Origin of the sequence: Sorangium sp. So ce726, assembly GCF_051521405.1 — a bacterium.
GTDB lineage: Bacteria > Myxococcota_A > Polyangia > Polyangiales > Polyangiaceae > Sorangium.
In genome coordinates this window covers 3,778,543-3,793,311 of sequence record NZ_CP150349.1, presented here as the reverse complement: position 1 = coordinate 3,793,311, position 14,769 = coordinate 3,778,543, and the positions used below count along the sequence as shown (strand labels likewise).

Below are 14,769 nucleotides of genomic sequence, written 5' to 3'. Positions count from 1 at the left end.
CGCGGTGCGAAACAACGTTGCGAGGAAGATCGAGACGATCGAGCCCGAGGCCACGACCCAGGAGGCGGGGCGCGTGGTGCGCGCCGCGGGCGGCGCGTTCGTGGTGTCCACCGGCTCCGCCGAGGTCGAGGCGCGCCGCGCGGTGAGCTGCATGGTCGAGCCGGCGGCGGGCGACGTGGTGCTCGTCTCGGTGCTGCCGGAGCACGGCGCCTACATCCTGGCGGTGCTGGAGCGGCAGGGGAGCGACCTCTGCGTGGTGCTGGACGGGGACCTGCACATCAAGCTGCCGAGAGGGCGGTTCGTGCTCGGCGCCGCCGAGGGCGTGACGCTCGCGTCGGGCAAGGAGGTCGGGGTGGTGGCCGGCGAGCTGAAGGTCAACGCGCGCCGCGGCAGCCTCCTCGTGGAGAGCCTGTCGTACATCGGGACGGCGGTGCAGGCCGAGATCGAGAAGGCGAAGGTGAAGGCTGCGGCGTTCGACGCGTCGTTCGAGCGGGTGACGCAGCGGCTGAAGCGGGTGTACCGCTTCGTCGAGGAGCTCGAGCAGCTCCGGGCGGAGCGCGTCGACTACGTGGCGAAGAAGAACATGAGCCTGCGCGGCGAGAACACGCTCGTGACGGCCGAGGAGCTGGTCAAGCTCGACGGCGCGCAGATCCACCTCGGCTGAGCCTCACGAGGCGAACGGGACGAACGGGAGGAGAACAGCGATGTTTGCCAATTCGCAGATGATGGGCATCGACATGGGGCTCCCGGACGTGTGCTTGACGCCGTCGCCCGCGCCGGTGCCCGTGCCCTACCCCAACATCGCCGCCGGGCCGATGGGCGTGCCGGCCGTGTACAACGTGCTCTTCATGGCCGCGCCGGCGCACAACCTGGCGACGACGATCCCGCTGACCAACGGGGACAACGCCGGCGTGGCGATGGGGGTCGCGTCGGGCACGGTGATGGGGCCGAGCCGCCACCTGACCGGCGCGTTCTCGGTGCTGATCCGCGGGATGCCGGCGAGCAGGCTGACGAGCATGTCGCTCCAGAACAGCACGAACTGCCCCGGGGTGCGCGTCGTGCCGAGCCAGGTGAAGGTGCTGATGCTGGCGCCCTGAGGGACCGGCGCGGCGACCGCAAGGGCCGTATCAGGGGCACATCGGGTTGGCCGCGGCGCAGTCCTCGCTCGGCGGAGCGATGTCCGTGCACTTGCTCGCCGGCTGCAGGCTCCAGATGCAGAAGTTGTTGTAGACGAAGCCGTCGACCCGCGTGAACACGACATCGACGCTCGAGTAGATGGGCCCCTTGTGACAGGCGCTCTGCGCTCCGCCGATGGTATAGAGCTTGTCCCCCACCTGCACAGGGCCGCCTTGAAGGTGGATGTTCCCGTAGGCGCCGACGACGGCGCCCTCGCCCGCCGCGTCGGTCCGCAGCACGGGTTCGAAGGCCCCCTCCAGCCGGACCTTCACGCCTCCCCACGCATGATAGAAGGCCGTCTCGGCGGGTGAGCCGAGCTTCACCGCCTCTTCGGCCGTGACGACATGCGGCGCTGGGACGTCCGTACGCCCCCTCCGGGTGGCGCTCTTGATCCACTCGATCTGGTACTGCCCCACGGCGCTCTGTCCGATGAGCTCAGGGCTCGCGCCGCAGTCCTGCCTGCAGCTCTGCGCCGTCTCCGGCGGGTCACCGGCAGGATCGCAGAGAAGATCGCCGCATGTGTCGCGACAGGAGGAAGAGCTGAAGTAGGTCGTCTCGCCGATGACATCGAGCAGATCTCCAGGCGCGACGTCGTCTGGGAAGGGATCGCCCGCCGACGCGCTCTCCAGGTTCGGACAGGCGGGCTCGCCGTTCTCGTCGGTCAAGGCGTCGCTGCGGGAGACAGCCAGGATGCCCGAATGGGCCGCGGTCTCGGCGAGATCGGGGCTGGACAGGAAGACACCCCAGAGACAGGCGCCTGATCGGATGCTGTCGATGAAGAACTTGGGGCTCATCGCCACGACGCCCTTCAGCTCGACGACCGTATCCCCCGCGATCGCCCCCGTGGTGATCTCCTCGATCGTCACCACCCGTGCAGCAGAAGGCTGCTCTCCCCGTCCCCCGCCCTCGTCTCCGCTCCCGGTCGTCTCCGCCCCCGCCTCTCCCGCCCTCGCGCCCTCTCCTGAGCTCACCTCGACGCCGCCGCCCTCCCCGGTGGTCCCTCCGGGCCCCGCCGGAGCGAAGGTGTCCCCCTCGGGCTGGCACCCGCCGCCGCTGATGGAAAGCGCAACGGCGCAGAGCGCGCCGAGCACCAGCAGCCCAACCTCCCTGCGACGCATGCGAACCTCCCCGCCATGAGCGGCGCCGTGGGCTCCCGACAGAGCGATCACGACACCACAATGCAACACGCCGCGAGCAGCCTCACCGACCGGGTCGGGGGCCGCTCACGGCGAGCGCATCACGACGGTAGCACGGGTTCGGTCAGGCTTTGCCGCCGAGCCCGAAGCCATCGTGCAGCGCACGGACGGCGAGCTCGGCATACTTCGTCGAGACAAGGCACGAGATCTTGATCTCGCTCGTGGAGATCGCCTGGATGTTGATCCCATCCGCCGCGAGCAGCTGGAACATCCGCGCCGCCACGCCCGCGTGCGTCCGCATCCCGAGGCCGACGATCGACACCTTCACGATGTCCTCCTCGTAACGGATGCTCATGGCGCGCACGGCGCTGGCGACCTTCTCCATCACGAGCTTCGCCCGCGGGAGATCCGCCTTGCCGACGGTGAACGTGACGTCGGCCTTCACCTCGCCCGAGGCGCCGCGCGTCTCCAGGCCGTAGCTCGGCGCGTTCTGGATGATCATGTCGACGCTGATGTTCTCCTCGGCCAGCGCGCCGAAGATCTGCGCCACCACGCCCGGCTTGTCGTCGACGCCGACGAGCATCACCCGCGCCTCGTTCCGGTCGAGCGCCACGCCCGTCACCGTCACGCTCTCGAGGGACTGCTCCTCGCTGACGACCCACGTGCCCGGCACGTCCGAGAACGACGACCGCACATGCACCGGGACACCATACTTCATCGCAACCTCCACGCTCCGTATCTGAAGGACCTTCGCTCCCAGCGAGGCGAGCTCCAGCATCTCTTCGTAGCTGATCCGCTCGATCTTCCGCGCCGTCTTGCAGATGTTCGGGTCCGTTGTGTAAACGCCGTCGACGTCCGTGTAGATCTCGCACTCGGCGCCCACCGCCGCCGCGATCGCCACGGCGCTCGTGTCGCTGCCGCCTCGGCCGAGCGTCGTGATGTTGCCCGCGTCGTCCACGCCCTGGAACCCGGCGACCACCGCGATCTTCCCCCCGGCGAGCGCCTCGTGCAGCCGCTGGGCGTCGATCGCCTTGATCCGCGCCTTCGTATAGGCGCTGTCCGTCAGGATCTTCAGCTGGTGGCCCAGGAAGCTCCGCGCCTTGCCCCCCTGCGCCTGGATCGCGATCGCCATCAGCGCGGCCGAGACCTGCTCGCCGGTCGCCGCCAGCGCGTCCATCTCCCGCGCGTCGGGCACGGGCGCGATGTCCGAAGCCAGCTTGAGCAGGCGGTTCGTCTCGCCGGACATCGCGCTGACGATGACCACGACGTCATGACCAGCCTGCTGTGTGGCGAGCGCCCGCGCGGCCGCCCGCTGGATGCGCTCGATGGACCCGACGGACGTGCCGCCGAACTTCTGGACGATGAGGCTCACGCGAGGTGTGGCCAACTAGTCCAACGCAGACGCCCCGGTCAAGGAGAAATTCGACAGCCGCGCGCGCCGGGCGAGCCCGTCCCACGCACAACACGTCGCGGAGGAGCCGCCGCCATCCCGCCAATCCGGGGATAGCCCGGACAACCGAGCCCGATGCAGCGCCGATCGCCGGGAATAAAGCCCTGGCTCAGCGGCTTCGGGTCGGCGCTGTTGACAGAGATCCACCCGTCGCTACGATGGCGCCGCCTTTCGCCTGGGTAAAGGGTGATCCAGGGTGTCCCGACGGCGTGCCCGCCGGTCAGGGCGGGGGGAATCGCCAGGGGCGAACGACGGAGCAGGGCGCTCCGCTTTTCAAGGAACCATCTAAGGAGGTCATTTTGGCTAGCGATGTGATGATCGAGGCGAGCTCGCTGACCAAGCGCTATGGGTCGCTGCGCGCGCTCGACAAGGTGAGCTTCGAGGTCCATCGCGGCGAGGTCGTCGGCTTCCTGGGACCGAACGGGGCCGGCAAGTCGACGACGATGCGCATCCTCACCTGCTTCCTCTCGGCGTCGGCCGGGACGGCGCGGGTCCACGGGTACGACGTCTTCGACGACCCGCTCGATGTCCGGCGCAAGCTCGGGTACCTGCCCCAGCGCGCCCCGCTCTACGGCGAGATGAACGTGTGGGAATACCTCTCGTTCGTCGCCGACATGCGCGGCCTCGATCATTCGCTCTTCAAGAAGCGGATGAAGGGGATCGTCGAGGTGTGCGGCCTCGCCCAGGTGCTCGGCAAGGACATCGGCACGCTCTCCCACGGCTATCGCCAGCGCGTCGGCCTCGGCCAGGCGCTCGTCCACGACCCCCCGATCCTCATCCTCGACGAGCCGACGAGCGATCTCGACCCGAACGAGAAGGCGGAGGTCATCCGCTACATCAAGGAGATCGGCAAGGAGCGGACGATCCTCCTCTCCACCCACAACCTCTCCGAGGTCGAGGCCGCCTGTGCCCGCGCCATCGTCGTCTCCAAGGGGCGCGTCGTCGCCGACGGCCCGCTCGACGACATCCGCGCCAAGAGCGGCAAGGTCCGGTACGTCGTCACCGTCCACGAGAAGAAGGTCTTCGAGGGCGGCGATGGGTACCGGTCGGGCGCGCGCAAGCCCCCGACGGCCCAGGAGGTCCAGGAGGCGCTCTCCGGTCTGCCCGGGGTCACCAGCGTCACCGAGCTGCCGACCGGCGACAGCGCCCACAGCTTCCAGCTCCTCGGCGCGCTCGGCGGCGACATCCGGCCCGAGCTCTTCCAGCTCGTCGTGCAGAAGGGCTGGCTCCTCCTCGAGATGCGGCGCGACTCGCAGAGCCTCGAGGACGTGTTCAAGGCGCTCACGCGCGGCGACGAGCGCAAGGACCGCGGCCGCAAGCTGATCACCGACGACCTCGACGACGAGGACGAGGCGAGCGCGCCGGCCGACGACGAGGACGACGAGGAAGAGGACGAGGACAGCGCGCCGGCCGACGACGAGGCCAAGGACGGCGGCGACGGCGACGAGGACGAAGGCGCAGAGGAAGAAGCGCCCGCCAAGAAGAAGGGCTGAACGGTATGAGCACCACCCTGACCATCGCGAAGCGGGAGTTCCGCTCCAACTTCGATTCCCCACTGGCCTATGTCGTGATCTGCTTCGGGCTGATCGCGCTCGGCGTCATCTTCTTCTTGATGAACGGCGGCTTCTGGCAGGCGGACCGCGCCTCGCTCGTGCAGCTGTTCAGCTGGGCGCCGATAGGGCTCTCCTTCCTCATCATCCCCGTCATCACGATGCGGCTCCTCGCCGAGGAGAAGCGGAGCGGCACGCTGGAGATGCTGATCACGCTGCCCGTGCAGGATCACGAGGTCGTCCTCGGCAAGTTCCTCGGCGCGTGGGGGCTCGTCCTCGTGCTCGTCTTCTCGACGATCCTCTACCCGTTGATGATGTTCGTGTGGCCCTGGCACCTCGGCGCGCTCGACAGCGGGCCGGTGCTCTCGGGATACATCGGCCTCGTGCTCTACAGCGCGGCGGCGGTCTCGATCGGCCTCCTCATCTCGTCGCTGACCGACAGCCAGGTGATCGCGTTCTTCATCACCTTCCTGGTGCTCGGCTTCCTGCACGGCGTGGACAACCTCGCCGACTACGCCCCGTCGCTCATCCGCGACGTCCTCTCCTTCATCAGCTTCGACACCCGCCTCACGCCGTTCGCGCGCGGCATGGTGTCCACCCGAGACATCGTCTTCTTCCTCTCGATCACAGCGGGCTGCCTCATGGCCTCGTTCAGGGCGCTCGAGCGCAGGAAGTGGGCGTAAGGACCAACCATGGAACGGAAAGCCAAAGCCGCGACGCAGACAGGCGTCTACCTGGCCATCGTGGCCGCCATCCTCGTGGTGGCCAACGTCATCTCGTACGGCGCCTACAAGCGCTTCGACATGACGAAGACCGAGAGGTTCACCCTCTCGAAGGGCTCGGCCCACCTCGTCCGCGAGGGGCTCAAGCAGGATCTCCAGATCGACGTCTACGTCACCCGGGGGCTCCCGAAGCACGAGGCGTTCATCCAGGACCTCACCGACCTCATGAACGAGTACGAGCAGGCCTCGAACGGCAAGCTCCACTACGCGATCATCGAGGCGAAGACGGACGAGCAGCGCGCCGCCGCCAAGGAGGCGGGCCTGCAGGAGGCCGCGTTCGGCGAGGGGAGCGAGACCGGCCAGGATCAGGCCACGATCACCCGCGGGTTCATGGGCATCGCCTTCAAGTACGGCAGCGAGAAGGAGGCGATCCCGATGCTCTCGCCGGACCAGGCGCAGGGCCTCGAGTTCTGGATCACGAACACCATCCGCGAGATCCGCGACAAGGCGGACGCCATCGACACCAAGATCGGCGTCGTGACCGGCAAGGATGAGATCAAGCTGGCGGACCCGAACCTCGTCGCGTCGCAGGGCGGCCGGGGCGGCCCGTCGATGCGCGCGCTGCTCGAGCACCACTTCCCGTTCTACAAGTTCGAGGACGTCGACCTGAAGGGCGGCGACGGCGAGATCAACAAGGAGCTCGCCGGCCTCGTCATCACGCAGCCGGGCAAGGAGTTCACCGAGAAGGAGCTGCGCCGCATCGACCAGTTCATGATGCTGGGCAACAAGGCGCTCGCCGTGTTCGCCGGCGCGGTGAACCTCAAGGCGTCCGATCCGGCGATGAAGGCGTCGCTCAACACCTGGGGCCTCGAGAAGCTGCTCGACGGCTACGGCGTCGAGATGAAGAAGGAGGCGATCCTCGACTGGAGCCGCTCGATGGCGATCCCGGTGCAGACGCAATCGGGCCAGATGATGTGGTTCCGCGCGCCGGGCATCCTCCAGCTCCAGGAGGACAGCCGCTTCGACGAGAAGGAGCAGATCCTCGACTCGTCGTTCCCCGGCTTCTTCCGCCTCCCCGAGCTCTCCTTCCCCTTCCCGTCGACCCTCGTGCCGCACCCGGAGAAGCAGCCCGAGGCGACGATGAAGGTCGTCGCGCGCTCGACGCCGAAGACGACGGTCGACGTGTCCGAGGCCATCGACATGAAGTTCTCGGCCGACTGGAAGCCGAAGGGCGAGTACGCGCAGCGCGCGATCGCGGTGACGGTCGAGGGCAAGCTGAAGAGCGCCTTTGGCGGCCAGGAGGGGCTCGGGATCAGCGCCCCCGCGGAGAGCGCGGACAAGGGCCGGATCCTCGTGCTCTCGGCGTCGCAGTTCCTCGCGAACCCGTTCGCGCGCTCCGGCAACCCGCCCCCCATGCCGCCGCAGATGGCGATGATGGGCGGGATGGGCGGCGACGAGGATCTCCTGATGCTCTCGCAGCCGTACGCGCAGAAGTACCTGACCGCCACCATCCTGGCGTTCAAGAACACCCTCGACTGGATGGCGGGGGACAGCACGCTGCTCGCCGCGACCGCGAAGATGTTCGGCGAGACGAACCTGACCTACGCGGGCATCGAGAAGCCGAAGCAGGAGGCCACGGACGACGAGGCCACGCTGGCCAAGAAGGCCGAGGAGTACCGGGCGGAGCGCAAGACCGTGCAGCAGCGCGTGCAGTGGACGCTGACGCTCCTGCCGGCGGCCCTCTTCGCCGTGTTCGGCCTCATCCGGTGGCGGCGTCGCGAGAGCGCCCGCGAGAACATCACGCTCGACTGAGCCAGAGCCCCAACGGGTGAAAGAGCCATGAAGACCGAGCACAGAATCTACATCGCCCTCGCCGTCCTCGCGCTCCTCGGCCTCGGCGTGTACTTCACGCAGAAGAAGCAGAAGGACGAGCTCGCCGCGCACTCGGCGACCGCCGCCACGGCGGATCTGCCGACGGTGGGGGTCTCGAAGGAAGACGTCGAGAAGGTCACGAAGATCGCGATCAAGAACGCCGACAAGTCCGACGTGACGCTCGAGAAGAAGGGCGACACGTGGGAGGTCACGAAGCCCGTCAACGCCAAGGCGAACGCGGCGAACGTGCGAACCCTCCTCGACAACCTGAAGGAGCTCAAGCTGAAGGAGGTCATCGACCGGACGAACGGCACGTACCCTCAGTACGAGCTCACCGACGAGAAGGCGGTCCACGTCGTCGCCTACAAGGGCGAGGAGAAGGCGCTCGACCTGTACTTCGGCAAGAGCGGCTCGCGCGGGCAGATGGCGCGCGTCGACGGGAAGGACGGCGTCTTCGTCGCGGGCGGCTACTCGAGCTACCTCTACACGCGGGAGCCGAAGAACTGGCGCGAGACGTCGATCCTCAAGTTCGAGGACGAGAACGCTATCCAGGTCTCGGTCGAGAACAAGAACGGCCTGTTCAGCTTCTCGAAGAACGGCGACAAGTGGGCCGGCACGTTCGCTCAGCGCGACAAGGGCGGCAAGCTGGGCGCCGCCTCGGCGAAGTGGGAGAAGTTCGACGAGGCCAAGGTGAAGGACCTGCTGCGCGCCTACAAGAACCTCAACGCAGAGGACTTCGGCGACGAGAAGTCGGACACCGGGATCGACGCGGCGGCCTCGAACGGCGGCATCATCACGATCAAGCTCAAGGACAACGCGGGCGACTTCGCCGTCAAGGTGGGCAAGACCGCGAAGGGGTCGAGCCGCTACGCCACGAAGGAAGGCGGCGACGGCACGGTCTATGTCCTCTCGTCGTGGTCGGCCGACTGGGCTGTCGCAGAGCCGAAGAAGTTCGAGAAGGCCGAGAAGAAGGACGACAAGAAGGGCGAAGACGCCCATGAAGATGAAGCGGCAGGCCACATGGGCCTGGACGACGCCGAGTAGCCGGCGACGTCGCGCGTGAGAGCGGGAGGCGCTGGGAGACCGGCGCCTCCTTGCATTTTGTGCGCCCGCCGCCCGAAGCCACGTCGCCGTCTCGCCGACGCAACCAGGCAATCTCAACCTGGGTCGGCGCCGGCAACCTCAAACTGGGTCGGCGCCGGCAACCTCAACCTGGGTCGGCGCCGGCAACCTCAACCTGGGTCGGCGCCGGCAACCTCAACCTGGGTCAGTGCCGACAGCCTCAACCTGGGTCGGCAACCTCAACCTGGGTCGGCATCGGCAGACCTGGCACACCTCAACCTGGGTCGGCAAACCTCAACCTGGGTCGGTGCAATCTGCCCGGTGTGGCTCCCGCGCCACGCGAATCTCAATTCGCACTCAGGGACCGATGTGACGAATATTCGACGCACTCTGCGCACGATTTTTCGTCACCTATGACGGTCGCGCCCGGTCGAATCCGAGACGTACAAGGCGGAATCAAGCTCAAACCCTGGATTCCCGTGTTTTCTGTTTGCCCTGGCTCGATTTTCGCTTATGGCTGCGCTCACTCAGGCCCCCCGCTGTCCTTATCGGACGGATCACGACGTCCGGCCGGCCTGAGCCGCCAGAGAGCCTATGCGCACGTTCGTCGAAGTCCTTCAGCAGAATTCGGTGCACGCCGACCGCGCAGTCACGTTCGTTCGCAGCTCCGGGGAGGAGCGAGCGATCACCTACGCCGAGCTCTGGCTCGAGGCGAGGCGCCGGGCCTACGCGCTTCGCAAGCTCGGGCTCCGCAAGGGCGACCGCGTCGCGCTGATCCTGACGGAGGCCGACGAGTTCGTCCTGACCTTCGTGGGCGCGCTGACGGCAGGCATCGTCGCCGTCCCGATGTACCCGCCGCAGTCGCTGGCCAAGCTCGAGGCGTACGGCGAGACGGTGCGGCACATCCTCGAGGCGTCAGGCGCCAGCGTGCTCGTCACGAACGAGCAGCTCAAGGAGATGATCGACGCCTACCTCGCGGCGAACGGCGAGAGCCGTGAGGCCCTGCCAGGGCTGCGCGTCGTCCTCGAGCGCGACCTGCGCGCGCGCGATGGGTTCGAGGCGTTCGACGCATCGGACGCAGCGGAGCCCTGGCGCGTGTCCCTCGACGACCTCGCGTTCCTGCAGTTCACGTCGGGGAGCACCTCGCGGCCGAAGGGCGTGATGGTGACCCACCGCAACCTGACGGTGAACAGCCACGCCATCATGTTCGACGGGCTGCGCTCCACCCCGGAAGATCGCGGCGTCAGCTGGCTGCCCCTCTACCACGACATGGGGCTCATCGGCTTCGTCATCGCGCCGCTCTACGCGCTCGTGCCGGTGATGTTCCTGCCGACGACGGCGTTCATCCGCCGCCCGTCGCTCTGGCTCGACGCGATCCACAGGTTCCGCGGCACGATCACCTTTGCCCCGAACTTCGCCTTCGCCCTCGCCACGCGCGCCGTCACCGACGCGCAGGCGGGCAGCTGGGACCTCTCCTGCCTGCGCGCGCTCGGGTGCGGCGCCGAGCCGATCCAGGCCGACGTGCTCCGCGCGTTCCTCCGCCGCTTCAGCGAGCGGGGGCTCCGCCCGGAGAGCATCCTTCCCTCGTACGGCATGGCCGAGGCCACGCTGGCGATCACGTTCAGCGACCTCAAGGCCCCGCTCACCACCGATCGCGTGGACGCGAAGGCGATGCAGGCCGGCAAGGCGCGGCCCGCGAACGGCGGCGCGACGCTGGAGCTCGTCTCCTGCGGCCGCCCCCTCCCCTGCCACGAGCTCATCATCGCGGGCCCCGACGGATTGCCGCTCGGCCCGCGCGAGGTCGGGGAGATCTGGGTGCGTGGCCCAAGCGTCGCCGCCGGCTACTTCAACGAGCCCGAGGCGACCGATGCGGCGTTCGGAGGGGGCTGGCTGCGGACAGGCGATCTCGGCTATACCGTCGCCGGCGAGGTGTACCTCTGCGGTCGCTCCAAGGATCTCATCATCCTGGGCGGCAAGAACTACTTCCCCCAGGACATCGAGCGCATCGCGTCCTCCGTCGAGGGGGTGCGCGATGGCCACTGCGTCGCGTTCTCGTGCCTCACCGCCGAGGGGGCCGAGCGCGCGATCGTCGTCGCCGAGGCCAAGCGGAGCGTCGCCGGCGTCGCGCAGGCGATCACCCAGGCCGTGCGCGCCCAGCTCGGCGTGCAGCTGTCCGAGGTCGCGCTGATCAAGCGGGGGACGCTGGCGAAGACGTCGAGCGGCAAGGTGCGGCGCCGCGAGATGAAGCGGCGCTTCGAGGACGGCGAGCTCGAGGTCGCCTCGGACGTTGACGAGGGCGCGACGCCCTCTCCCCATGGCGACGTGGGCCGCGCGGGCGGCCCTGTGTCGCGAACCGAAGGGGGCCGCGCGGGCGGCGCCCCGGCACGTGTCGAAGGAGTCATCGATGGGATCCAGTAAGGCCGAGGTCGAGGTCAGCTACGACGTCTCGAACGAGTTCTTCAGGCTCTGGCTCGACGAGCGCATGAACTACACATGCGCCGTCTACGAGTCCCCCGAGCAGTCGCTCGAGGCCGCGCAGCTGAACAAGCTCCGGATCCTGTCGGACTTCGCCAAGGCGGGGCCCGGGAAGAAGGTGCTCGACATCGGCTGCGGCTGGGGCGCGGCGCTCGAGTACGTGGCCACGACGCGCGGCGTGACGCGCGCGGTCGGCGTCACCCTGTCCACCGCGCAGGCCGCCGAGGTGAACGCCCGGAAGATCCCCGGCGTCGAGGTGGTCGGCGGCGACTTCCGGACCTTCGCGACGGCCGAGCGGTTCGACAGCCTCATCTCGATCTGCATGATCGATCACCTGTGCTCGCCGGAAGAGGCGCGCCAGGGCAAGGCGATCGACATCTATCGGGCTTACTTCAAGAAGGCCTGGGAGCTCACGAACAAGGGCGCCTGGTTCGGCCTCCAGACCATCCTCCGCAACCGGACGCCGCGGATGACGCCCTGGGGCGGGCTCCCCGGCGGCACGAGGAAAGAGCTGGAGGACATCTACTTCGTCACGCGGGAGATCTTCCCCGGCGGCCTGAACCCTCGGCTCGAGGACATCATCCAGGCGGCGAACCCCTACTGGGAGGTGATGCAGGTGAACACGCGGCGCGAGCACTACCAGCGCACCACCGCGGAGTGGCTCCGCCGGCTCAAGCTGAACGAGAAGACCATCCGGTCGACGTGGGGGGACAAGGTCTTCGACGACTACGATCGTTACCTGTCGACGTGCGTGAACGCGTTCGACAAGCACTACAGCTCCCTCGCTCAATACGAGCTTCGCAGGATCGACTGAACCATGACGGACAAGACCAATCTGCTCGAGATGTTCAAGACGGTTGCCGCCCGGGTGGACAAGCGCGAGTTCCCCAACGTCACCGCGACCTCCGTGATCACGGAGCTCGGCATCGACTCGCTCTCGATGATGCAGATCGTCGGAGAGATGGAGACCGAGCTCGGGGTCATGATTCCGGACGAGGATCTGGTCGAGCTCATCACCGTGGGCGACCTCTGCAAGAAGGTCGGAGAGCGGCTGGAGGCGATCGTATGAGCCAGCTGGAGGAGAAGATCTTCCAGGAGTACATGACGTTCTTCGAGAAGGCGGAGCGCGAGCGCCGCTGGAACGTCTTCCAGGACATCCCGTGGGAGCGCGTGAACAAGGACGCGAGCGAGGAGCTCGCCCTTTGCGCGGAGACCTTCTGCTCGGTCGAGATGTACCTGCCCGACTACGTGTCGAACGGCATCAACCTCGTGCGGAAGTACTTCGGCCAGGCGTGGTTCCAGGCCAACTGGGCCTATGAAGAGTCGAAGCACTCGCTCACGCTGATGCAGTACCTCCTGCGCTCCGGCAAGCGCACGGAGGAGCAGCTCAGCGATCTGCAGCACCAGATCTTCGCGAAGAAGTGGGACCTCCCGTTCCACACGCCGCGGCAGATGACGTTCTACGGCTGCGTGCAGGAGATGGCGACGTTCGTCATCTACGTGAAGCACCGGGAGCGGGCCGCGACGGAGGGCGACGAGTGCCTGCGGACGATCTACGACTACATCGCCCGCGACGAGATCGCCCATTGCCGCTTCTACCAGAGCGTCGTCAAGGTGCTGCTCGAGGAGGACCGGCCGGGGACGCTCGCGGACATGGCGCACGTGTTCGCGAACTTCGAGATGCCGGGCGTCGGGATCGTCCCCGACTACGACTCGCGCATCCTGAAGATGCGCGAGGCCGGCGTCGACCGGAACGTGTTCATCCAGAAGGTCTACATGCCGATCCTCAAGTACCTCGGCGTGGGCCGGCACGAGATGCTCGCCGCCCAGCGCGCCGCGCTCGATCTGCGCCGCGGCGGTGAGCGCCGTGACACCTCGATCGAGGGCCTCGCAGGCGCTACCAACCTGGGCAACACTGCGCCCCAGGCGCTGTCCGCCTGAACCTTCCACCTCCCTCCCCCAACGAGCAGTCCGATGCGAAGGCGCGTCGTCGTGACCGGGATCGGCGCCGTTTGCCCGCTGGGCAACGACGTCGCCACCACCTGGCAGAACCTCCTCGCCGGCCGATCCGGCGTGGATTACATCCGCGATTTCCCCGTCGACAGGCTCCGCAGCGACATCGCAGCCAGCGTGAAGGGGTTCGACGTCGGGAGGTACCTGTCGCCCAAGGAGGCGGAGATCTATGGCCGCGTGACCCACTTCAGCCTCGCGGCCGCTGTGGAGGCGCTGCGCGAGGCCGGCATCGTGCCGATCGAGCGCGCCCCTGCCGCGGACGACGAGGCTGCGGAGCGCGCAGGCGCGCCGCCGCTCGGCGCCGCGGCGTCGGCGAGCGGCCTCGACCGGACCCGCGTCGGGTGTCTGATGTCCACGGGCATGGGCTCGGTCGAGATCTTCGAAGAGCAGGTCGGCAGGAGCGCGGCGCGCGGCCCGCGGGCCGTGTCGCCCTACTTCATCCCGGGGGTCATGCCGAACGGCGCCGCGGCGCTCATCGCCATGCGATACGGGCTCATGGGGCCGTCGTACAACCTCGCGAGCGCGTGCGCGACGGGCACGCACTCGATCGCGACCTCGGCCCTCATGATCGAGGCGGGCGAGGCCGACGTGATGGTCGCGGGGGGCGCCGAGGCCGCGACGCGGCTCAACACCGTCGCCGGGTTCGGCAATGCGAAGGCGCTCGCCAGGGCCGTCGACGGCGACCCGGCGCGCGCGAGCCGCCCGTTCGACCGGCGCCGCCAGGGCTTCGTGATGGGCGAGGGAGCAGGCGCGCTCGTGCTCGAGGAGGAGCAGCACGCGCTCGCGCGCGGCGCGAAGCCGCTCGCCGTCGTGGCCGGTTTCGGGATGACCACGGACGCGGAGCACCTCACGCGGCCGCACTCGGGGGGGCTCGGGCTCGCGCTCGCGCTGCAGCGCGCCCTCGCCAGGGCGGGCACGGCGCCGGAGGCGATCGGCTACATCAACCCGCACGCGACCTCGACGCCGCAGGGCGACGCCGCCGAGGTGCTCGCGCTGCGGCGCGTCTTCGGCGAGCGCCTCGCGCGCATCCCGATCTCGGCGACGAAGTCGATGATCGGGCACCTGCTCGGCGGCGCCGGCGCCGTCGAGACGATCGCGGTCGTGTGCTCGCTGCGCGACCAGCTGCTGCACCCGTCGATCAACGTGGATGAGCTCGATCCGGAGTGCACCCTGGACGTCGTGCGGGAGCGGCGGGCGGTCGATCTGCGTCACGCGGTGAAGTGCTCGGCGGGCTTCGGCGGGCACAACTGCGCGCTGGTGCTGGAGCGGGCGTAGCGCCGGCGACCACCTCGGGACGGCTGGCGGCCCCCCGC

The 14,769-nt window shown here is 68.3% G+C and carries 13 protein-coding genes; 11 read left to right on the top strand and 2 right to left on the bottom strand.

Features of this window, described 5'->3' with window-relative positions; all coding sequences use genetic code 11:
* Positions 1–4 precede the first annotated feature (4 nt).
* Both WME79_RS14295 and WME79_RS14290 read left to right on the top strand, forming a co-directional pair.
* Positions 5–664, top strand: a complete 660-nt coding sequence (locus tag WME79_RS14295) for a DUF3540 domain-containing protein (protein WP_437535382.1) — start codon at positions 5–7, stop codon at positions 662–664.
* A gap of 40 nt (positions 665–704) precedes the next feature.
* Entirely contained in the window at positions 705–1,097 is a 393-nt protein-coding gene (locus WME79_RS14290; protein ID WP_437535381.1) for a DUF4150 domain-containing protein, read from the top strand.
* A 30-nt stretch (positions 1,098–1,127) separates the two neighbouring features.
* Here WME79_RS14290 and WME79_RS14285 read toward each other — a convergent pair whose 3' ends face one another.
* Positions 1,128–2,294, bottom strand: coding sequence for a hypothetical protein (locus WME79_RS14285; RefSeq protein ID WP_437535380.1), 1,167 nt, complete (start codon positions 2,292–2,294; stop codon positions 1,128–1,130).
* A gap of 142 nt (positions 2,295–2,436) precedes the next feature.
* Positions 2,437–3,684, bottom strand: coding sequence for an aspartate kinase (locus WME79_RS14280; RefSeq protein WP_437535379.1), 1,248 nt, complete (start codon positions 3,682–3,684; stop codon positions 2,437–2,439).
* 377 nt (positions 3,685–4,061) lie between these two features.
* Between WME79_RS14280 and WME79_RS14275 the strand changes: the two genes are divergently transcribed.
* From WME79_RS14275 to WME79_RS14235, 9 genes are all read left to right on the top strand, one after another.
* Positions 4,062–5,255, top strand: a complete 1,194-nt coding sequence (locus WME79_RS14275; RefSeq protein ID WP_437535378.1) for an ATP-binding cassette domain-containing protein — start codon at positions 4,062–4,064, stop codon at positions 5,253–5,255.
* 5 nt (positions 5,256–5,260) lie between these two features.
* Positions 5,261–5,995: an ABC transporter permease gene (locus WME79_RS14270; protein WP_437535377.1), complete on the top strand. Its 735-nt coding sequence runs from the start codon at positions 5,261–5,263 to the stop codon at positions 5,993–5,995.
* A 9-nt stretch (positions 5,996–6,004) separates the two neighbouring features.
* On the top strand, positions 6,005–7,846 hold the full coding sequence (locus tag WME79_RS14265; protein ID WP_437535376.1) for a GldG family protein: 1,842 nt from the start codon (positions 6,005–6,007) through the stop codon (positions 7,844–7,846).
* A gap of 27 nt (positions 7,847–7,873) precedes the next feature.
* A complete protein-coding gene (locus WME79_RS14260; protein ID WP_437535375.1) occupies positions 7,874–8,950 on the top strand; it encodes a DUF4340 domain-containing protein in 1,077 nt (358 codons plus the stop codon).
* Positions 8,951–9,598: 648 nt separating this feature from the next.
* Positions 9,599–11,386 (top strand): fatty acyl-AMP ligase, encoded by a 1,788-nt coding sequence (locus tag WME79_RS14255; protein ID WP_437535374.1) that lies wholly within the window; start codon positions 9,599–9,601, stop codon positions 11,384–11,386.
* Positions 11,373–12,257 carry a class I SAM-dependent methyltransferase gene (locus WME79_RS14250; RefSeq protein WP_437535373.1) on the top strand — a complete coding sequence of 295 codons (885 nt, stop codon included), beginning with the start codon at positions 11,373–11,375 and terminating at the stop codon, positions 12,255–12,257. The genes WME79_RS14255 and WME79_RS14250 overlap by 14 nt, the downstream gene beginning before the upstream one ends.
* 3 nt (positions 12,258–12,260) lie before the next feature.
* Positions 12,261–12,512, top strand: coding sequence for an acyl carrier protein (locus tag WME79_RS14245; protein ID WP_437535372.1), 252 nt, complete (start codon positions 12,261–12,263; stop codon positions 12,510–12,512).
* Positions 12,509–13,384, top strand: coding sequence for an acyl-ACP desaturase (locus WME79_RS14240; RefSeq protein ID WP_437535371.1), 876 nt, complete (start codon positions 12,509–12,511; stop codon positions 13,382–13,384). Before WME79_RS14245 ends, WME79_RS14240 begins: the two co-directional genes overlap by 4 nt.
* Positions 13,385–13,417: 33 nt before the next feature.
* Positions 13,418–14,731 (top strand): beta-ketoacyl-[acyl-carrier-protein] synthase family protein, encoded by a 1,314-nt coding sequence (locus tag WME79_RS14235; protein WP_437535370.1) that lies wholly within the window; start codon positions 13,418–13,420, stop codon positions 14,729–14,731.
* The last annotated feature ends 38 nt before the right edge of the window (positions 14,732–14,769 follow it).